This window comes from Paenibacillus sp. H1-7, assembly GCF_022354825.1.
Taxonomy (GTDB): domain Bacteria; phylum Bacillota; class Bacilli; order Paenibacillales; family NBRC-103111; genus Paenibacillus_S.
On the sequence record NZ_CP031168.1, the window covers coordinates 7,222,224 to 7,242,545 of the forward strand.

A 20,322-nucleotide genomic window follows, 5' to 3' on the forward strand; every position below is an offset into this window, starting at 1 on the left:
ATCTGTTTATTATGAACGTCAATGAACTGCGAATCAGCCTCTAACGGACAATATCCAGCGTCGCTTCCATGAGCTCCTCGTCAAGCTCAATGCCAAGCCCCGGCTTATGCGAAACGTGCACATAACCGTCCCTTACCTCGAATGGCTGCTTCAAATAGCGTTCGCGTGTACTGTTTTTCTCAATGTTATATTCATAATAACTGCTGCACTCCGGCGAGCTTGCCGCCAGATGAATCGCAGCCGCGAAGCCGACGCCCTTCGTTGTGTTATGCGGGACGTAATGAATGCCGAACGCCCTGCACAACGCCGCCGCCCGCTTCGCGCTGGACAAGCCGCCGCACTTGACCGGATCGGCCGCGTACAGGTGACAAGCGCCCTTGCTTATAAAATCCCGGAACGTATACAGGTTCCAATCCTGCTCGCCGACGTGGATCGGCACCGGAAGCGTGCCAGCCAGCTTAATATACGTATCGATGTCATAATACGGGCAAGGCTCCTCGAAATGATGAATGTCGTACTGCTTGATCCGCTCGAACAGCTGCACCGCTTGTATATACGTATACGAGCTGTTGCCGTCAATCATCAGCTTCACATCCGGGCCGATCGCCTCGCGGGCCGCTCTAACCTTCATCTCGTCGTCCTTCAAATCGACCGGCAAGCCTGTACCGTAGCGCGGTCCGACTTTGATTTTTACCGCTTTCACTTTGAGCCGTTCGATAGCATCGCGGATTTTGTCAGCCTCTTCCTCATGCGTTAAATCGCGGCTCATACTTGAAGCATACAGCGGAATGCTTTCGCGGTACAACCCGCCCAGCAAATTGTAAACCGGCTGGTTTAAATAGCGTCCCTTCAAGTCCCACAGCGCGATTTCGAGACCGCTGAACGCGGAGGCAAGCAGCTGCCCCGATATTTTATAGTTTCTGCGCAGAACCGCTTCTTCAATCCGCTCCAGCTGGAACGGGTCCATACCGATCACCTGCGGCTTGATCACGGTGTTCATAATTTGCAGCAGCACGTCCGGACGCATCGGACTGGATTCTCCGAAGCCGTATACGCCTTCGTCGGTATCCACTTTCACATAGAACAAACCCATTTCTTTTTTGTAGCACGTAATGTTTGTAATTTTCATAAGAGCCTCCCGGGAATGAATTGGTATTGGCAAGCCCGGCATAAGAGGAAAGCGGAGGACAAAGCCTCTTTATCCTTTCACCGAACCGAGGAGCACGCCTTTGGCGAAATGCTTTTGCAGGAACGGATACACGAGCAGGATCGGCACCGTCGATACGACGATAACGGCCATCTTGATCACTTCTCCCGGCGGAGCGACAAAATCGCTGCCCATCTGCTGGGAGTCGCCGACCCCTCCCTGCGACAAAATGACGATTTGCCGCAGCCACACTTGAATCGGCCACTTCGTGCTGTCGTTAATATACAGAACCGCGTTAAAGAACGTGTTCCAATGGCCAACCGCATAAAATAGAGAGAATGTCGCCATAGCAGGTAAAGATAAAGGAAGCACGATTCGGATTAATATTTGGTAATCGTTGCAGCCGTCTATTTTGGCCGATTCCTCCAGTCCGTCCGGCAGCTGCTGGAAGAAGTTGCGCAATATAATTAAGTTAAATGCGCTGATCGCTCCGGGAATAAGCAGCGAGCTGTAGCTGTTAAGCAAGCCAAGCGACTTGACGACGAGAAACGTCGGAATCATGCCCCCGCTGAACAGCATTGTAAACAGGACGAGCATCATGATCGGGCGGCGTCCGACAAACTCTTTTCTGGCGAGCGGATAAGCCATCAATGTCGTGAAAATCAGATTGATCAGCGTGCCAATCACCGTAATGAACACGGTCACGCCCAAGCTCCACAGAATCGTATTGGTGGAAAAAATATACCGGTAGCCGTCCAGCGAAAACTTCGTCGGAAACAGGACGACTCCGCGCTGAAGCAGCTCTTCCGAGGCCGTGAAAGACCCGGACAGTACGAATAGAAACGGCACGATTGTAAATATAGCGAACGCGAGAAGCAGCATAATATTAATCGTATCGAACAAACGCGAGCCTAGAGACGGTCGTACCATCGCTATCGCCTCCCTTACTTGTTAATAGACGCCTTCTTCCCCAAGCTTCTTCGCAACCTTGTTGGCTGCATACACCAGACAAAGTCCGACCAGCGACTTGAACAGACCGACCGCCGTACTGAAGCTGAACTGCCCCTGCTGCACCCCATTCACATATACGTACGTATCGAACACCTCTCCCACCTGACGGTTCGTCGAGTTCAACATCAGGAAGATTTGCTCGAAACCCGTATCCAGGAAGTTGCCGAGACGCAAAATGAACAGAATGACGATCGTACTGCGAATGGCGGGAAGCGTAATGTGCCAAAGCTGGCGGAACCTGCTGGCGCCGTCCATTTTGGCCGCTTCGTATAAGGTTGGGTCTACGCCCGCCAGTGCCGCAAGGAAAATAATGGTCCCCCAGCCGGACTCCTTCCAGATCACTTCCAATACGATCATCGGCCGGAACCAATCGTTCGACATCAGGAAGTTCGGCACCGGCATCCCTGCCTGCGCAAGCATGCTCGTAAAGATGCCGCCTTCGGAAGAGAAAAACGTATACACCATCCCGACTACAACGACCCACGAAACAAAGTGCGGAATATAGACGGCTGTCTGAATCGACCGTTTAAACCATTCCACTCGAAGCTCATTGAGCATCAGCGCGATAATGATCGGAACCGGGAAGAAGAACACGATGTTATAGACGGCGAGTATGAACGTATTTTTGAGCAGCAGCCAAAATACGGGATCATGGAAAAAGCGGTCGAAATGCTTGAACCCTACCCAAGGACTGTTCCAGAAGCCGCGGTACGGTAAGTAATCCTTGAAGGCGATCAGCACGCCCCACATCGGCAAATATTTGAACAACAGGAAATAGAGCAGCCCCGGTGCGACCATGACGTATAAATGCGGGCTCTTCCATATTCGTTTCGTCAGCAAGCCGAGCTTACTGCCGAAGCTGACTTTCACGCCTGGAGCCGTTTGCGTTCTCAATCGTCATCCCTCCCTTCATGTGGCTGTTGTTGCTGCCGTATCCGCCCTTAGCACCTCATCGATACGAATCGGGCGGTTTTCCTTCACCGACCGCCATACCGCTTCACCGGTGCCGATGGAATAGGCGCCGTCCTGCGAGCCGGATAAGATCGGGTACGCCCTGCCAGGATCTGGCCCCAAAAAAATGTCTTCCAGCAGCACCGGGTCGCCTCCGCCGTGTCCTCCTTCGCGGTGAACGACATGGATCGTTTCTTTCGAGCCGAACAGCGGGAAGTAGTCGATCGTCTGAACCGGAACCGGGAAAGGTACACGGCTGGCCGAGTGGAACTCCGTCGTTTCGATGCGACCTTTGGTCCCGTTAATCGCAAGCCGGTAGCCTTCATAAGGAAGCGAGAAGTTGACCGAGTACGACAAAAGCGCCCCGCCGTCGTATTTCACGTTGACGGAATACGTATCTTCAATATTAATGGCGGAATCGTAAATACACGCATCCGGGCGGTATTCGCTGTAAGGGGCAACAGCGAGCCCGGAGCTGACGGCACCGAGATGATCGTCCTTCACCGTCACTTCCCTGCTTCGCGTCGACCAGCGCATAAAGTAGCTGCAATCCGGCTTGACCGTACACGTCTCGCAGTGACGGCCGTCCTCCTTCTTAGGGTTCAGCGGTCCTTCCGGACCATAATAATTTAGCGCCCCGAAGGCGAATACTTGCACCGGCTGCTGGCCGATCCACCAATTCACCAGGTCGAAGTGATGTGAGCTCTTATGAATGGAAAGCCCTCCGGAATGCTCGCGATTGCGGTTCCACCGTTTGAAATAGCTGGCCCCGTGATACGTATCGATGTACCAGTTCAAGTCAACGGATGTGACCCGGCCGACTTTGCCCTCCAGCACCAGCTCTTTGATCCGGCTGTGAATCGGGGCATACCGGTAGTTGAACGCGACCGTGACCTTGCCTTTGCTCCGCTGTTCGGCGTCGAGGATTCGGCGGCAGTCCGCGCCGGTCGTCGCCATCGGTTTCTCCGTGATAACGTCCAGCCCATGCTCCAACGCTTGTAAAATGTAAGTCACATGCGTATCGTCGCGCCCCGTTACAATGATGACATCAGGCTTCGTCTGCTTCACCAACAGGTCAAACTGATCGGGACCGTACTCCTTAACGTCGTTCAGCTGCGGGAATTTCTCCTTGCATACCTCGAACCGTCTCGGATCGATGTCAAGCAGGCCGACAATCTCCGTCTGAGTGGAGAACGTTTTCAACATCGGGCCGATGAACATCTTCATGCTCCGGTTGCTGACCCCGCATATGGCGTATTTTTTTTTCATATTAAGAGGCACCTCATTTCCCCGTTTCTTGTTTGCATTTCCTCTTCGGGATGGCTTCATTATTTCTCACATCGGGGTAAAAGGCTACAATCCTAATAGAGATAGTTCGACAAGCGTGCGCAGCCTGGCTTCAGAAGTGAAAAAACGCGCCGCTCCCGCCCCGATAATCCTGAGCGCTGCATGTCATACTCCTTAGAGATACCTGAGCAAATAACGTCCGCCGCTAACGATCATCGGCATTGAATAAACATCTCGCTGAAACCCATTGACACCAAACCGAATGTGTAAGACACTATATTTTGTACTATATATTAAACATCGTTCATCATTATGAACAAAGAGGTGATTGTTATGAAATTCATTCGCTTCACGATTCCCGGTGACACTGCGGTGCGCAGCGGTACGGTCGAACATTCCGTCATTCGCGAATTCACGGGAGACTTGTTCGGTCGCTTCGATTACACCGGCCGGCAATATGCTCTCCAGGATGCCCGCCTGCTGGCGCCTCTGCTGCCGAGGCATATTATCGGCGTAGGGAAAAATTTCGCTGCCGACCATGCGGAGAAGCCGCCTGTCCCCGAGCTGCCGGTGCTCTTCTTCAAGCCGCAAACGAGCGTGATCGGGCCTGGAGAACCGATTGTGCTGCCCCCTGTTCCGGGCTCGGTCAAGTATGAGTCTGAGCTCGCCGTCGTCATCGGGCGAACGGCCCGGAACATTTCGGCGGAAGACGCCGCCAGCGTCATTTTCGGTTTTACCGTATCCAACGATGTAAGTGCTTCAAGCTACTATCATTCGGACGGACATTGGACGATCGGCAAATCCTTCGATACGTTCTGCCCGCTCGGACCGGTTATCGAAACCGAATTCGATTACCGGAACGCCCGGATTCAATCGGAGGTCAACGGCGTTCTCAAGCAAAACTGCGCGATCGAACGGATGATTACGCCGATCGATCAGCTGATCGCCTATATAAGCCGCTTCATGACATTGTCTCCGGGCGACGTTCTTTTAACCGGGACGCCGCCGGGAGCCGTCAACATCCAGCAAGGCGACCGTGTCGATTGCATCATTGAAGGCATCGGACGGTTAAGCAATCCGGTTCAAGCATCGCAAATTTCGGAAACGGAGTGATTCTGATGGCTATCCATACAAGCGTTATTTTTCGCATGGAAATTGAGAAAGCGAAGCTGTCGTTCGGGGAGCTGGCGACTGCGATTAATGCGTCCGGCGGAGACATTATCGCAGTCGATGTCATTCGGGCCGGCAAAGATGTCACCGTACGGGATATTACCGTACAGATGAACATAGACATTCACGACCGGTTAATGGAATCCATCGAAGCGCTGCCTGGGGTAAAAATCGTTCACATGTCGGACAGCACCTTCCTTGCGCATCTGGGTGGCAAAATCCAGATGACGCCGAAGACGCCGATCAAAAACCGCGACGACTTATCCAGAGTTTATACGCCGGGAGTAGCCAGAATAAGCAGGGCTATTCATGAAGATCCGAGCAAAGCGTTCTCGCTGACGATCAAGCGCAATACCGTAGCCGTCGTGACCGACGGCACGGCTGTGCTCGGCTTGGGCGACATCGGTCCCGAAGCCGCTTTGCCCGTGATGGAGGGCAAGGCGATGCTGTTCAAGCAGTTCGCCGATATCGACGCGTTTCCGATATGCTTGCAGTCCAAGGATACCGACGAAATCGTCCGAATCGTCAAGGCGATCGCGCCGACCTTCGGTGGAATCAATCTGGAGGACATCAGCTCCCCGCGCTGCTTTGAGATTGAACGCCGTCTTCAGGAGGAATTATCCATCCCGGTATTTCATGACGATCAACACGGCACGGCTGTCGTCATTTTAGCCGGCTTGCTCAATGCGCTGAAGCTTGTCGGCAAAGCGATTACCGACATCCGCGTCGTCGTCTGCGGAGTCGGCGCTGCCGGCGCGGCCTGCATCGAAATGCTGCTCGCCGCCGGGGTCAAACGGCTGATTGCCGTCGACCGCCCCGGCGCGCTCGTGCCCGGTGTCAGCTACGATCATCCCACTCTGGATCGAATCGCCAAAGTGACGAATCCCGAAAAGGCGCAAGGCTCGTTAAGCGATGTGATTCAAGGAGCCGATGTGTTCATCGGCGTATCCGGCCCGAATGTATTGAAGGTCACGGATGTACAAAGCATGGCGCGCGACCCGATCGTATTCGCCATGGCGAATCCGGAGCCCGAGATCGATCCCGAGCTCGCAGAGCCTTATATCCGAGTGCTCGCCACCGGCAGAAGCGACTACCCGAATCAAATCAACAATGTGCTCTGCTTCCCCGGCATTTTCCGCGGCGCACTCGACTGCCGGGCTTCCCGCATCAACGAGGAGATGAAGCTGGCAGCCGCTCGGGCGATCGCCTTGATCGTGAGTGAGGATGAGCTGAACGAGTCATACATCATTCCGAGCATCTTTAACGACCAGGTGGTGCGAAGCGTACGCGATGCCGTCGTGCAAGCCGCCATCGATACGGGGATAGCGACCCGGATTCCGAAAGAGTTTCGCCCCGATAAGTCCGCCGTTGCCATGTCTTAGCCGATTAAGGCGCGTTCCATACGCAGAAGAGCCTGCCGGGCGGCAGGCTCTTCCTCGTTCGTAATATGATGCGAGCTCGCAAGTGCAACCCGCGTCTGTGCGGGACCTCTGCACAAAGATGAAAAGGCCAGCCGGATCATCTCGGCTGACCGTGTAGGTGAGGCAGCTGACCGCCTCGACTGAAAGACACCTGCAATGGCGCATAGACAGCCGTTCGAGCTACACCCGCAGCGATGCTTGCTTAGCCTTGAACTCCCTGCGATACTTGTGCAAAATCGGCTCCGTATAGCCGTTCGGTTGCTCATAGCCTTGAAGCACCAGCGCAAGTGCAGCCTGGAACGCTGCGGAAGCCTCATAATCGTCCGACATCCGGCGGTAGGCGGCGTCGCCTGCATTTTGCTCGTCGACCACTTGAGCCATCCGCTTCATCGTAGCAACGACCTGCTGCTCCGTACAGATGCCATGAAGAAGCCAGTTCGCCATATGCTGGCTCGAAATCCGCAGCGTAGCGCGGTCCTCCATTAGTCCGACGTTGTTGATATCCGGCACCTTGGAGCAGCCGATTCCTTGCTCTACCCAGCGGACGACATAGCCGAGTATGCCCTGTGCGTTGTTATCGAGCTCCTGCTGAATGTGCTCCGACGTCCATGCCCGGTCCGCACTTACCGGAATGTCCAATATTTGATCGGTATAGTCCGCCTTCGTAAGCTTCAGCCTGTTCTGCACTTCTCTCACATCGACTTGATGGTAATGCATCGCATGCAGCACGGCGGCCGTGGGCGAAGGCACCCATGCGGTCGTACAGCCCGCTTCCAACTGGCCGATCTTCTGCTTCAGCATCTCCTTCATCAAGTCCGGCATTGCCCACATCCCTTTGCCGATTTGAGCCCGGCCCTGCAGGCCGCACGCCAAGCCGGTCGCTACGTTCGAGCGCTCGTACCCTTGGAGCCATGCCGCTGCCTTCATCTCGTTTTTCCGAATCATCGGCCCGGCTTCCAGTGAGGTATGCATTTCGTCCCCGGTACGGTCCAGAAAGCCTGTATTAATAAAGACGATTCTTTCCTTCACCTGAGCGATACATGCCTGCAGATTGAGAGAAGTCCGCCGCTCCTCGTCCATCACGCCGATTTTGATCGTGTTGCGCGTCAGCCCGAGCATATCTTCCACCCGGTTGAACAACGTATTGGCGAATGCCGCTTCCTCCGATCCGTGCATCTTCGGCTTCACGATATAGATGGAGCCTTTCGTGGAGTTCGCAAGGGTGCCGTTTCTTAGCAAATCGTGCTTGGCGATCAGGCTTGTCACGACGGCGTCGAGGATGCCTTCCGGAATTTCGCGGCCGTCTCGATCCACAATCGCGTCAATGGTCATCAAATGGCCGACGTTGCGTACGAATAAAAGCGAGCGGCCGCGCAGCTCGAGCGGTTGTCCGGCAATCGAGGTGTAGCTGCGGTCCGCTTGCAGAGACCGGGTCATAACGCCGTCCCCCTTCTTAAAGGTCGCGGTCAATGTTCCCTTCATCAAGCCAAGCCAGTTGCGGTATACTTCGACTTTATCCTCCGCATCTACAGCCGCCACGGAATCCTCGCAATCCATAATCGTCGTAACGGCCGCTTCCAGCACGATATCTTTCACACCGGCGGCATCGGTGCAGCCAATGGCGTGATGACGGTCGATTTGAATTTCGATGTGCAGGCCGTTGTTAGTCAGCAAAATAGCCGTAGGCTCGCTCTCGCTGCCCCGATAGCCGACCAGCTTGGAGGCATCCTGCAAACCGGCGGTATGACCACCGCTCAAAGCAACCGCTAATTGCCCGTCGACAATCGCATAAGCAGAAGCGTCCTGGTGGGAAGCTCCTGCCAGCGGAACAGCCTGATCGAGGAACGCTCTGCCATAAGCAATGACCTGCCGGCCGCGAACCGGATTGTACCCTTGCGTCCGTTCGGCGCCGTCCTCCTCGCCGATTACATCCGTACCGTACAGCGCATCGTACAAACTGCCCCAACGGGCGTTCGCCGCATTGAGCGCATATCTGGCATTGTTAACGGGGACAACCAGCTGCGGTCCCGCCTGAAGAGCGATCTCATCGTCGACCTGTTCCGTGGTCACCACGCAATCCGTTGGCGCCGGTTCCAGATAGGCGATTTCGTGGAGAAACGATTTATATGCGGCAAAATCGAACGACTCCCGGTTCCGTTTGTGCCACTCGTGAATCGCGTCCTGCAGCTCGTCGCGCTTCTCGATCAGACGTTTATTGACCTGCGCCAAATCTGCGATCAGCTCTTCGAACTGCTGCCAGAACAGGTCGGCATTCAGCCCGCTTCCGGGAAGCGCTTCCGCTTGAATGAATTGATACAAAGCATTGGCTACTTGCAGACTGCCTACTTGGATATAAGTTTCCATAGAGCATCTCCTTCATAGTAGGTTTACATTGAAAAAAGTCCAAGTTTATTGTTCGTTATTTTGAACAATGTTCATAATAACACTTGTTTTTATCTTCCCATACCCAGTTACCGTTGTCAATACTTTCACTTTATCTAGAAGATCGAACAATCAACGAAGCTTAAACTTTCTGAAACTTTTAACAACAAAAAAACCGGCCTGCCATCGGGGGCGACCGGTTCATTCGTGTATCATGCATTCTGATGTTACTTATTCATCGCGACGATAGCTCCGCAGCGAGGCTGCGTATTTCCCGAAGCGCCTCCGCTTTCCCCGTTTCCCAGTTGTAAAGCGGCAGCGAGCAGCTGACCGCCGCAACAATTTCGTTGCGCCGGCGAATCGGAGCGGAAACGCAGCAGAAGCCCATAACCCCTTCCTGCTCATCAAGCGCATAGCCGTCAAGGTGAACCTGCTCCAGCTCACGGATAAATTGCTCTCTATTGTCTATCGTGTGCGCCGTACGTTTGGGAAGCTGCTCTTCGGGCAGCAGCAGGCGCACCTGCTCGGCGCTCATGTCCGACATAAGCGATTTGCCGAGTCCGGTGGAATGCGCGGGCACCCGGACACCCGGCCCGGACACCATCTGTACGGGCGACGGCGCCTCTACTTTAGCCAAATACAGCACATCGCTTCCGTCGAGCCGGGCCAGCTGGATCGACTCCTGCAGCCTGCGCATCACCGGCTTGGCGAGCCGTCTGAATTCCTCGATCAGATCGAATTGACGAAAGTAGGCGCTTCCGAAATCGCCGACCGATTTGCCGATCGCATACGTCTCGTTCGAGTCGCGGTTAATCCACTGCAGCCGTTCCATCGTCTGCAGTAATGAGTACAGCGTGCTTTTGCTGATGCCAAGCTCCCTAGACAAGTCCGACAGCTTCCATTGATAAGGCTCCTCGCTAAGCAGACCGAGCACCGCATGTGCCCTGTCCAGAGCAGGGACCGCATATTTTACGTCCATAAACATCACGTCCTATGTGAATTGTGATCATCGGGAAGGACAATCTATTCCTTCGATCGTATCACGGCCCGTAATGCGGGTCAATGCAGATGCCGGAACCCGCTCCCGGAACGGCTGTCGTTCGCTTACCAATCGTCATGCCGTGCTTGGAAGCACCTTGCCGCCGCCGCAAACATCTCATTCGGATCTACCTATGACCGGAGCTCATTCCATCCAGCGCCCGTGCAATCGCGTTCAAATACCCTTACCATAATAAACCCAATGGCAGCAAATCCTTGTATGATAAGGGTTTTGCTGCCATTTGGTTATCTCACTTATAACTGACAAATATGTATTTATTACTTAACAGCCCGCCGCTGCCGCATCGCTTCGAACAGCACAACGGTTGCGGCCATCGCCGCATTCAGCGACTCGGCCGGGCCCTGCATCGGGATCAGGATATGCTCCGTAGCCAGAGCGGACACTTCCGCCGAGACCCCCTGCCCTTCGTTGCCGACAACGAACCAGACAGGGCCGCGAAAGTCGTAATCGTAGCAGCTTGCCTTGCCCTGCAAGCTGGTCGTCACGATCGCGGCGCCTTGACCCGCCGCCAGCGGGAGCTCCTCGCGCAGATCCCCCAGCGCGATCGGAAGATGAAACAGCGACCCCATCGTGGAGCGGACGGTCTTGGGGTTGTACAAATCGACGGTGCCCTTGCCGAGCAGGACACCTGTAGCTCCTACGGCATCCGCGCTGCGGATAATCGTCCCGAGATTGCCCGGGTCCTGGATGCCGTCGATGACAACAACCAGGCTCGGCGCCGTTGCGTCGCCCGCCAGGTCGTCCGGCGTCCACGCCAGCTTCGGCAGGACGGCGAACGCAGCCTGCGGCGCCAACGTGTCGGTGCACTTGGCGAGCACCTGCTCCGTTACGGCGATGCACTCCACGCCTGCCGCGACTGCCTGCTCCAGCAGGCCGGCAGGCAGCTCGCTCTGCCGCTCCTCCGCCACGACAAGCGTTTCGATCGCTTGCCCCGACGCCAGCGCCTCCTCTATGAGGTGCACCCCTTCAATAATAAACAGGCCTTGCTTGTCGCGGCCTTTTTTGTCCAGCAATTGAGCCCATGCCTTCACGCGGGCATTGTGAACGGACGTAATCGTTGAATCCAGCAATCTCATACTACAGCCTACTCCGCAAATGTTTTTTCAAAATGCTTCAAATCTTCGTTTTTCCCGACGATAACAAGCACATCGTTCTCCTTGATCAAATCCTCCGCATTGGGAGCGATATTCATCTGAGTGCCCGTTTTGATGGCCATGACATTGCAGCCGTATTTGGCGCGGATGTCCAGCTGCCGCAGATTTTTGCCTGCCAATCCTTTTGCAGCCTGCACTTCGATAATGCTGTAATCGTCGGATAACTCGATATAGTCAATAATGTTGGATGAAATCAAATGATGCGCCACGCGCTGCCCCATATCCCGCTCGGGGAAGATGACTTTGTCGGCTCCGATTTTTTTGACGACTTTCCCGTGAAGCTCATTTTGCGCTTTGACGACGACCTTCGGTACGCCGATTTCCTTTAAAATAATCGTCGTCAGGATGCTGGACTGAATATCCTGTCCAATGGCGACGATAACGACGTCAAAATTCCGCAGCCCCAAGGCACGCAGCGCTTCCTCGTCCGTTGAATCCGCTTGGACGACATGCGTGACGATATTGGAAATTTCCTGAGTGCGCTGCTCGCTGCTGTCGATTGCCAAAACCTCATAACCGAAGTCGGATAACGTCTTCGCTACGCTTGAACCAAAGCGTCCCATTCCGATAACGGCGAATTGCCTTTTCATGGAACCATCTCCCAAGTGTTAATCGTAGTGATGCCGGAGATCGGCGATCATTTGTTCATGAAGAATTGCGTGCGAGATTATTATACCATAAAATGCCCGAATCAAACGAAGGCATGAACCCGGTGCTTTTGGTGCATAGTAATCGGGTAGACCATGTGAGGAAAGGGCGAAACAACTTCCATGAACTTAAACCTGAGACAGGCCATCATTCAACGCGTGACAGACAAAAGCAATGAGGAGCTATTCGGGGTAATCGAGGATTCCATCGGAGGACAGGAGCAGGTGCTTCCCGGGCTGGGCGTTCTGTTCGAAATCATCTGGCAGCACAGCAACCAGGATACGCAATCACAACTCGTTTCCACATTGAAGGATCATTTGTCATAGAAAAAGCCGCGATGCACGGAGATTCGCCAATACATAGGCGCAGGATCTTCCAAGCTTTCGCGGCTTTTTAATACCTTTTAAAATTATTATCTGCAAATTAGTCCAGAACGCCTTTTACGAGACCCGACGGCATCGGCTTCGGTTTTTCGCAGCTGCTGTGCATCACGTAGTGCTTGCCTTCGCGGGATGCGTCATGGAACCCGTGCATCGCTTCCAGCACGTGATAAGCCAGCTCACCGTTCGCCCGGTTGATTCGCTTGTTGCGGATGGCATAGGCCATGTCCAGTACGCCCAAACCTCTGCTGTTGTCCGCATAGCCGAACATAAGAGGAATTTCACTGAACTCCTTGGCATCCAGCCTGCGAACCAGAACCGGTCCTCCGAACGTATTCGGATCCGGTACGCTAAGCGTCCCTTCGCTGCCGTAAATTTCAATGCGCGGCACTTGAGCCCCGCCGAAAGCATCGAAGCTTGTGATGATCGTTCCGATGGCGCCGCTGTGAAAATCGATGACTCCCGCCACATGGGTAGGCGTCTCGACCTTGATCTTCTGTCCGAATTTCGGCTGGCTTGTGATCGTCCGTTCGGAATAGCTTGCCTTCGCCGAGCCGGTTACCCGCTGAATCGGCCCGAGCAGGGCGACAAGCGCCGTCAAATAATACGGCCCCATATCGAACATCGGCCCGCCGCCCGGTGCATAATAAAACTCCGGATCCGGATGCCAATGCTCATGTCCTCGTCCGATCATAAAGGCGGAAGCGGCTACAGGCGTTCCGATCCATCCGTCTTGAATCAGCTTGATGCAGGTTTGAATGCCGCCTCCGAGGAACGTATCCGGCGCGCTTCCTACCAGCAGCCCCTTGCTCTGAGCCGTGGCCAAAATGCGCTGTCCTTCCTCGCGTGTCACCGCCAGCGGCTTCTCGACGTAGACATGCTTCCCGGCTTCCAGCGCCTGGATGCACACCTCGGCATGTGCGGCAGGAATCGTCAGATTGATCACCAGATCGATATCCGGGTCGGCCAGCAGCTCTTGCACCGAGCAGGCTTTTGGAATGCCATGCTCCTCGGCGCTTGCTTCGGCGCGGGCCAGATTCAAGTCCGCGCAGGCTGCAACCTCGAGAGCTTGGAACGACTTGCAATTTTTAAAATAGATGCCGCTTATTTTGCCGCAGCCGATAATCCCTACTCTTACCTTCTCCATGACAAACGATTCCTCCCTGATCATCATTAGATCTTGGCTTATTCTTAAGCTGAGCCTACTGGTTTAAGCTCTCTTACTGGCTGTCGCCCATTCCCGTATACTTATTCTCCGCGGACGAGCCGCCGCCGTCCGCCTTCTTGCCTTCGGCCGTCCACAGGAAGCCTCGGCGCATCAGCTCCTTCACCTGCGGCATGTCAACGATATCGGCATGATGCCCGAGTGAGCAGTAGTACACTCTTCCGACGCCCCACCGCTTCGTCCATACCACGGGCATATCGACGGCCTTATTGAGCGAATGCGGCCCGCTTACGACCGGAAAGCGCGTTGTAGCGAGCACTTCCACAGCCGGATCGATATGTAAGTAATACTGCTCGCTTTTTACGGTGAAATCTTCAATGCCTTCCACCAGCGGACTGGAGCTGTGCTTGATGTTGACTGCATACTCGACTCCGTCGTTGCCTGGATGGGCGACCCATTGTCCGCCCGTCATAAACTGCCAATCGACGTTGTTGCGGAACGAGTCGCACATCCCGCCGTGACAGCCCGCCAATCCGACGCCGCTTTGCACCGCTTCGGATACATTCTTCACGAGCTCCTTCGTTATTTCTCCCATCGTCCAGACCGGAACGATCAAATCGAGTGCCCGCAGCTTCTCCCCGTCGGCGAACGCCTCCAGCGTATCGGACACTTCCACTTCAAAGCCCTCTTCCTCAAGAATGCCGCGGAATATAGCGGCCACTTCCTTCGGTTCATGCCCTTGCCAGCCACCTTGAACAATCAACGCTTTTTTCACGGATGCACGCTCCTTTTACATTTCCTCGATTTTGACCCAGCGGCGTTCGGCAATCGAACGGTCGACCGCTTCCAGCACTTCCTGGCATTTGACCCCGTCGACGAAGTTCGGAACCGGCTGCCGGTCCTCCTCCAGCGCCTGCATCAGCTCCACTACTTCATGCACGAAGGTGTGCTCGTAGCCGATCGTGTGCCCCGCCGGCCACCATGCATCCATATAGGCGTGCGCCGCATCGGTTGCGAGCACCCTGCGGAAGCCCTGCACATCCTCCGCATCGCCGGTAAAATACACCTGCAGCTCGTTCATCCGTTCAAAGTCGAATTTGACGCTGCCTTTGCTGCCGTTGATTTCAAAAGAATTCGTGCAGCGATGACCCGGAGCGAACCGCGTCGCCTCGAAGCTGCCGAGCGCGCCGCAGGCGAACCGGCTCATGAACAAGGTCGCGTCGTCCACGGTAACCGCTCCGCGCGGAGCGTCTTTGCTTCCTTTGGCACTCAAGCCGGTCATGGTTGTAGGCAGCGGCCGCTCCTTCACGAACGTCTCGCTCATCCCGATCACTTCGGTCATCTCGCCGACCAGGTAATGCGCCAGGTCGATCAGATGGGCGCCCAGATCGCCATGCGAGCCGGAACCGGCTACTTCCTTCTGAAGCCTCCAGACGAGCGGAAAATCCGGATCGACGATCCAATCCTGCAAAAACCAGGCCCGGAAATGATAAATTTGGCCGAGCCTTCCTTCTTCGATCAGCTTCTTGGCCAGCTGCACAGCCGGAGCAAAGCGGTAGTTGAAGCCGACCATATGCTTCACGCCGGCTTCTTCCGCCGCGCGCAGCATCTCGCGCGAATCTTCGAGCGTCAGCGCGAGCGGCTTCTCGCAGAATAGATGCTTGCCGGCTTGCGCTGCGGCAATCGCGATTTCCTTGTGCGCGTCGCTCGGCGCGTTGATGTCGACGACATCGATATCGTCGCGCTGGAGCAGCTCGCGCCAGTCGGTGACGTAGCCTTCCCAGCCGAACTGCTCGGCGGCCTGTGACACTCCCGCTTCGTCGCGCCCGCAAATAAGCTTCATCGACGGCTTCGGCACGCGCGGAAAAAACATATGCAAATCACGGTAAGCATGACTGTGGGCTTTGCCCATAAATTTATAGCCGACCATCCCGATACGGATCTGTTTCATCGTAAAAGTCCTCCCATTTGTACAGGTTAGGATAATGCTCAGATCATGGCCGCTTCCGGCTGGACTGCCGAAGGACGAGCTCCGTGTCCAGCTTCAGCCGGAAGCTTTCCTTGTCGCCGTTCAATTGCGCGAGCAGCCGCTCGGCGGCAAGGCTGCCCATCTCGTAGAACGGCGCGCCGACGCTGGTGAGCGGCGGGTCGGTAACCCGGGCGGCATCGGAATTGTCGCAGCCGATGAGCGCGTAATCCCGGCCTGCCTCCCAGCCTCGCTCCCTCAAGCCCTGCATTAGACCGGTAGCCATCCGGTCATTGGCGGAGAAGACGGCATCGATCTCGTGCCGATGCTCGTACAAGGCCTCGGCGGCCCTATAGCCGCTGGTGCGGCTGTAGTTCCCCTCATAGTACCAGTGATGGTACTGATCAGGATCGACCCCCGCTTCGCTCAACGCGCGCCGGTAGCCTTCTCTTCGGTCGCGGCTGCTTGAGAACTGCGGCGAGCCGTTCAAGAAGGCGATGCGGCGGAAGCCCTGCTCCAGCAAATGCTTGACGGCCTTGTAGCTGCCAGAGATATGATCCGCATCCACCTCGTTAAAGCTCTCGCCCGGATAATGCTGATTCACGAGGCAGAACGGATGCCCGGCATCCTGCAGCCCTTTCAGCCGCGCCCGTTCCTCAGGAGTATCGCCGGAGCCGAGAATAATGCAGGCGTCTACTTTTTGCGAACGAAAAATATCAATGTAATCGCTTTCCTCTTCGGGAGACCGAAGCATCAACAGCAGGTCATAGCCTTTCTCCCGCACCTTCGAGCCGATACCGCTCAAAATTTCGGAGAAAAAGTACGTTGAAAATACATGCACCTTAGGCACATAGGGAAGAACTACGCCCAGATTTCCACTGCGGCGTCTTGCGAAGTTCTGAGCAATCGCGTTGGGATGATAGTTAAGTGTCTTGGCTGCTTCCAGCACCCGCTGCTTCGTCTCCTCCTTCATCGGTCCAATGCCGTTGAAGACTCGGGAAACGGTCGCCTCGGATACTTGCGCAAGCTCAGCAACTTCCTTTCGAGTTACGATACGGGTTCCCCCCTTCTTTTTATTTCCATTTAATGTACACGCGTTCATTTTCTCATGTCACAATGCAGATGTCAATTGCCTAATTTGCCGACCAATGGGGGTATCCTGCACATCTTGCTATTCCGGAACGAAGTGACTATGCTGAAAGTATCCGATCCATTTTATCCAAAGTACACATTCGAGGAGTGTTATTTCTGTGAAGCTGCTTGTTGCCGAAGACGATCCTTCCGTTTGTGAAATGCTGCGCATTTTTTTTCAGAAGGAGCAATACGATGCGACCTTTGTTCATGATGGCCTTGCGGCGCAACGGCTTATCGATAAGGAGAGTTGGGACTTCGTCATTCTCGATTGGATGCTACCGGGCAAGGACGGCGTTCTATTGTGCCGGGACTTAAGGAAAAGCAGCCCGACGCCGGTCATTCTGCTCACCGCACGGGATCAGGAGCAGGACCGGATTCTCGGTCTCGAGCTCGGCGCCGACGATTACGTAACGAAGCCGTTCAGTCCGATGGAGCTCATCGCCAGGATCAAAGCGGTAATGAGACGATACCATATCGGCGTGACGAGCGGACAGCTCCCTCCATCCCGAACGGAAGAGGAATCCGGAACGACGCAGCTGCGCCATAAGCATATAACCGTTTACCTCGAATCACGGTCCGTCATGATCCATAATCATGAAATTACGAACCTGACGCCGAAGGAATTCGAGCTTTTTTGCCTGTTCGTTCGTTATCCGAGAAAGGTGTTTACCCGCGAGCAGCTGCTCGAGAGCATTTGGGGCTACGATTATATCGGCGAAGAGCGTACGGTAGACGTGCATATCAAGCGTCTGCGCAACAAGGTTTCCACACCGGACCATATGCTCATCGCAACCGTATGGGGCGTAGGCTATAAGCTGGAGGAGTAAGAATGAAGAGAATACCGTACCGGTTCACCTTGTTCCAGCGGCATTTTATAAGTCATCTAATCGTATCGCTGCTTTCGTTGGGACTGCTGAGCCTGGGCTTCTCCTACTATAACAAGCAGCAAGCGGACAATAACCGGACGGTCGAGCTAACCAATGCATCCAAAGTGATCGCAAAGCTGCTGCTCCGCGAAGAGGAAGATCCCGCTCCCCAGCTTCAGGCATACCGGAATTTGCTGAGCGAGAGGCAAATTTCGTTCCTTGTTTTCGATAAAAAAGGCGAAATCTTGTACCGCGATCCGAAGATGACGGGAGCCCTTCGTTCCAAGCCGTTTGTCGACGGCCTGCGCGCCAAAATATTTTCGGTCAAGGACAACGAAAGCTTCACGGTCAATACGAATACGGACGACCCTCTTATCGTAGTCAGCAAGCCGGTCCGGCCCAAAAGCCAAAAGGGCGATATGTACTTGTTCGTGTTCTCCCCGCTGGACGGCTATGAGGAGATGATGAAATCGTTCAACCGCTCGCTGCTTTACATGATTGCCGTCGTGCTGTTTCTCGCTGTGCTCGTAAGCTGGCTCATCTCCCGCAATTTGAGCAAAAGCATTCGGCCGCTCCGTTCTGCGACCCGGCAAATCGCCGCCGGACATTACTCGACGCGGCTTCCCGTCAACCGTACCGATGAGCTTGGCGATCTGTCGGTTGATTTCAACGCCATGGCCGTCCAGCTGGAGGCGACCTCCCAGAAGCTGGAGCAGTACGAAACGCGGCGGCGCCAGTTCATTATGGATGTGACACACGAGCTTCGCACTCCTCTGACCTCGATCCGCGGGATTATTGAAGCTTTGAAGAACGAGCTGGTATCCGAGCCCGAGGATACGCACAAATATTACGGCATAATCGAGAAAGAAACGTTCCGGCTCATTCGTCTCATTAATGAGCTGCTCGACATGGAGAAGATCGAGAACGGAATGATAACGCTGAATAAAACTAGCACTCCTCTGCGCGACCTGCTGGAGATAGTAAACGAATCGCTCGATGTGCTAATCGAAGCCAAGCGTCTGCAGCTTGTAATCGAATGCGAGCCGGAGCATATGGTCTACGGCGATTACGACCGGTTAACGCAAATAATGATTAACCTGATTAAGAACAGCATTCAATTTACCGAATACGGCTCCATCCGGATTATCGGATTGGAGAGCGAAGAGAAGACGATCATCGAAGTAACGGATACAGGTCGCGGAATGACTCCGGAGGAAATGGAGCTCATATGGGAGCGTTTCTACAAAGCGGACGCTTCCCGCGCCAAGAGCAACAGCGAGACCGGACTCGGCTTGTCCATCGTCAAGCAGCTCGTAGAGGCGCATCAAGGAACGATTGAAGTGCAGAGCGTGCCCGGCCTGGGCTCCACCTTCCTGATCACCCTTCCCAAAGAGCCGTCAATTACCAAGGAAGCAGCGTCTTGAAATAAAAGAACATAACGCCCTCCAATGTAAGCCGGAGTCGCGTTATGTTCTTTTTCCGCTTTGAGCCCTCCCGCCTACACTCTTCCGTAAGCTTTGGCGTAACGGTATACTTTTTTGTACATCGTTTTGTCCTTTAATTTTCTGAAAATGTAAGGGTCCGGATTCGTATTGACCTCAAGCAGCCAAGGATTCAGCTTTTTGTCCAGCGCCACATCCAGTCCGATCTCCTTAATCCCGACAAATTTCTCGTGCAGCTCCTTGGCGATCAGCAGGCCGAGGTTCTCCAGTCCGCGAATGAAAATCCGCTGCTTATCCTTGGGCAAATAAGCGCCGAGCAGCTGTTCTATGGATTTGATGGTCCCGCCGTTATGAACATTGGTAACGACCTTTTTCGGGTCGCCTACACGCCCTATTACCCCCGTTGTTTCCCATACATGACTAGGCGATTGCTGTACGTGCACGCGGATATCGAAGTTCTTGTTCTTATATTTGGTCAGATGAATGCCCATTTGTACAAGGTACAACCGGTTCTTTGTTTTTTCCAAAATCGAATCATACATGTCGTCATAAGACGAGAATTGTCTGATCTCCACTCCGCTCTGGTATCGGTATGCCGTTCTGGAGTTCTCCTTGACCAGCTCCACCCGCATGACGCCATTGCCGAAGGTACCGAAGTCCGGCTTGATATACACCATTTGATACCGGTTCAGCATGTTCCACAAGGATGAACGCGTCATTTTCTCCGTATCGGGAATGAATGTACGGAGCTTTGGATTTGCCAGCAAAACGCTCGTCTTTTTCCATTTACTGGCAACATAACGGCTGTGCTTGACTTTAACCATGGGATCCACCTTTCTTTTCCTTTAGCTGCAGCTGCAGCACTCCACTTGATCGTTATAAGATCGGGACGCGATTATCTATTTGGATCAGGTCGCATTTAGGTTCCCGCAACTTTACCTCTTGTCGCCTCTCTCATGAATTCCGGCCAGCCGCAGCACCAGGGCTTGCGCGCACCGTTGCAATAATCCCATTTACGCAACTGCTCCTCACGAACCATTCCCGGAAATCCAAACATCATATTGTATGCAGCGGAGGCTCGGGTGGTTAGGGTTTTTGCTCGAAAAGTGCCGCCAGCCCGCGCCCGGTACAAACACAA

Annotated in this window: 18 protein-coding genes; 5 read left to right on the plus strand and 13 right to left on the minus strand. The window is 54.4% G+C overall.

The window, feature by feature from the left end; all coding sequences use genetic code 11:
• Nucleotides 1-40: 40 nt before the first annotated feature.
• The 4 genes from DVH26_RS31785 to DVH26_RS31800 form a co-directional block, all read right to left on the minus strand.
• On the minus strand, nucleotides 41-1,129 hold the full coding sequence (locus DVH26_RS31785) for a mandelate racemase/muconate lactonizing enzyme family protein (RefSeq protein WP_239629336.1): 1,089 nt from the start codon (nucleotides 1,127-1,129) through the stop codon (nucleotides 41-43).
• A gap of 69 nt (nucleotides 1,130-1,198) precedes the next feature.
• A complete protein-coding gene (locus DVH26_RS31790; protein ID WP_239629339.1) occupies nucleotides 1,199-2,077 on the minus strand; it encodes a carbohydrate ABC transporter permease in 879 nt (292 codons plus the stop codon).
• 21 nt (nucleotides 2,078-2,098) lie between these two features.
• A complete protein-coding gene (locus tag DVH26_RS31795; protein ID WP_481857563.1) occupies nucleotides 2,099-3,052 on the minus strand; it encodes an ABC transporter permease in 954 nt (317 codons plus the stop codon).
• 15 nt (nucleotides 3,053-3,067) lie between these two features.
• The gene (locus DVH26_RS31800) at nucleotides 3,068-4,378 is read right to left on the minus strand and encodes a Gfo/Idh/MocA family protein (protein WP_239629341.1); all 1,311 of its coding nucleotides are present in this window, start codon (nucleotides 4,376-4,378) and stop codon (nucleotides 3,068-3,070) included.
• 351 nt (nucleotides 4,379-4,729) lie between these two features.
• Between DVH26_RS31800 and DVH26_RS31805 the strand changes: the two genes are divergently transcribed.
• Both DVH26_RS31805 and DVH26_RS31810 read left to right on the plus strand, forming a co-directional pair.
• Entirely contained in the window at nucleotides 4,730-5,509 is a 780-nt protein-coding gene (locus DVH26_RS31805) for a fumarylacetoacetate hydrolase family protein (protein ID WP_239629344.1), read from the plus strand.
• A 5-nt stretch (nucleotides 5,510-5,514) separates the two neighbouring features.
• Nucleotides 5,515-6,948: an NAD-dependent malic enzyme gene (locus tag DVH26_RS31810; RefSeq protein WP_275590434.1), complete on the plus strand. Its 1,434-nt coding sequence runs from the start codon at nucleotides 5,515-5,517 to the stop codon at nucleotides 6,946-6,948.
• A 219-nt stretch (nucleotides 6,949-7,167) separates the two neighbouring features.
• Here the strand turns inward: DVH26_RS31810 and DVH26_RS31815 are convergent, their stop codons facing one another.
• From DVH26_RS31815 to DVH26_RS31830, 4 genes are all read right to left on the minus strand, one after another.
• On the minus strand, nucleotides 7,168-9,351 hold the full coding sequence (locus DVH26_RS31815) for a malate synthase G (protein ID WP_239629347.1): 2,184 nt from the start codon (nucleotides 9,349-9,351) through the stop codon (nucleotides 7,168-7,170).
• A gap of 253 nt (nucleotides 9,352-9,604) precedes the next feature.
• Nucleotides 9,605-10,348, minus strand: coding sequence for an IclR family transcriptional regulator (locus tag DVH26_RS31820; protein ID WP_239629350.1), 744 nt, complete (start codon nucleotides 10,346-10,348; stop codon nucleotides 9,605-9,607).
• Nucleotides 10,349-10,686: 338 nt separating this feature from the next.
• The gene (locus DVH26_RS31825; protein ID WP_239629352.1) at nucleotides 10,687-11,505 is read right to left on the minus strand and encodes a TrmH family RNA methyltransferase; all 819 of its coding nucleotides are present in this window, start codon (nucleotides 11,503-11,505) and stop codon (nucleotides 10,687-10,689) included.
• A gap of 8 nt (nucleotides 11,506-11,513) precedes the next feature.
• Entirely contained in the window at nucleotides 11,514-12,173 is a 660-nt protein-coding gene (locus DVH26_RS31830) for a potassium channel family protein (protein WP_239629354.1), read from the minus strand.
• 180 nt (nucleotides 12,174-12,353) lie between these two features.
• Between DVH26_RS31830 and sspI the strand changes: the two genes are divergently transcribed.
• On the plus strand, nucleotides 12,354-12,557 hold the full coding sequence (gene sspI, locus DVH26_RS31835) for a small acid-soluble spore protein SspI (RefSeq protein ID WP_239629357.1): 204 nt from the start codon (nucleotides 12,354-12,356) through the stop codon (nucleotides 12,555-12,557).
• A gap of 97 nt (nucleotides 12,558-12,654) precedes the next feature.
• Here sspI and DVH26_RS31840 read toward each other — a convergent pair whose 3' ends face one another.
• The 4 genes from DVH26_RS31840 to DVH26_RS31855 form a co-directional block, all read right to left on the minus strand.
• The gene (locus DVH26_RS31840; RefSeq protein WP_239629359.1) at nucleotides 12,655-13,758 is read right to left on the minus strand and encodes a Gfo/Idh/MocA family protein; all 1,104 of its coding nucleotides are present in this window, start codon (nucleotides 13,756-13,758) and stop codon (nucleotides 12,655-12,657) included.
• 73 nt (nucleotides 13,759-13,831) lie between these two features.
• Entirely contained in the window at nucleotides 13,832-14,551 is a 720-nt protein-coding gene (locus tag DVH26_RS31845; RefSeq protein ID WP_239629361.1) for a ThuA domain-containing protein, read from the minus strand.
• Nucleotides 14,552-14,566: 15 nt separating this feature from the next.
• On the minus strand, nucleotides 14,567-15,727 hold the full coding sequence (locus DVH26_RS31850; RefSeq protein ID WP_239629364.1) for a Gfo/Idh/MocA family protein: 1,161 nt from the start codon (nucleotides 15,725-15,727) through the stop codon (nucleotides 14,567-14,569).
• Nucleotides 15,728-15,770: 43 nt separating this feature from the next.
• Nucleotides 15,771-16,844 carry a LacI family DNA-binding transcriptional regulator gene (locus DVH26_RS31855; RefSeq protein WP_239629366.1) on the minus strand — a complete coding sequence of 358 codons (1,074 nt, stop codon included), beginning with the start codon at nucleotides 16,842-16,844 and terminating at the stop codon, nucleotides 15,771-15,773.
• Between the two features lie 148 nt (nucleotides 16,845-16,992).
• Here DVH26_RS31855 and DVH26_RS31860 point away from each other — a divergent pair, with 148 nt between their 5' ends.
• Together DVH26_RS31860 and DVH26_RS31865 are read left to right on the plus strand one after the other, a co-directional pair.
• Nucleotides 16,993-17,703, plus strand: a complete 711-nt coding sequence (locus tag DVH26_RS31860) for a response regulator transcription factor (RefSeq protein WP_239629368.1) — start codon at nucleotides 16,993-16,995, stop codon at nucleotides 17,701-17,703.
• 2 nt (nucleotides 17,704-17,705) lie between these two features.
• Nucleotides 17,706-19,166 carry an ATP-binding protein gene (locus tag DVH26_RS31865; RefSeq protein ID WP_239629371.1) on the plus strand — a complete coding sequence of 487 codons (1,461 nt, stop codon included), beginning with the start codon at nucleotides 17,706-17,708 and terminating at the stop codon, nucleotides 19,164-19,166.
• Nucleotides 19,167-19,240: 74 nt separating this feature from the next.
• Here the strand turns inward: DVH26_RS31865 and DVH26_RS31870 are convergent, their stop codons facing one another.
• Entirely contained in the window at nucleotides 19,241-20,008 is a 768-nt protein-coding gene (locus tag DVH26_RS31870) for a YheC/YheD family protein (RefSeq protein ID WP_239629373.1), read from the minus strand.
• Between the last annotated feature and the right edge of the window lie 314 nt (nucleotides 20,009-20,322).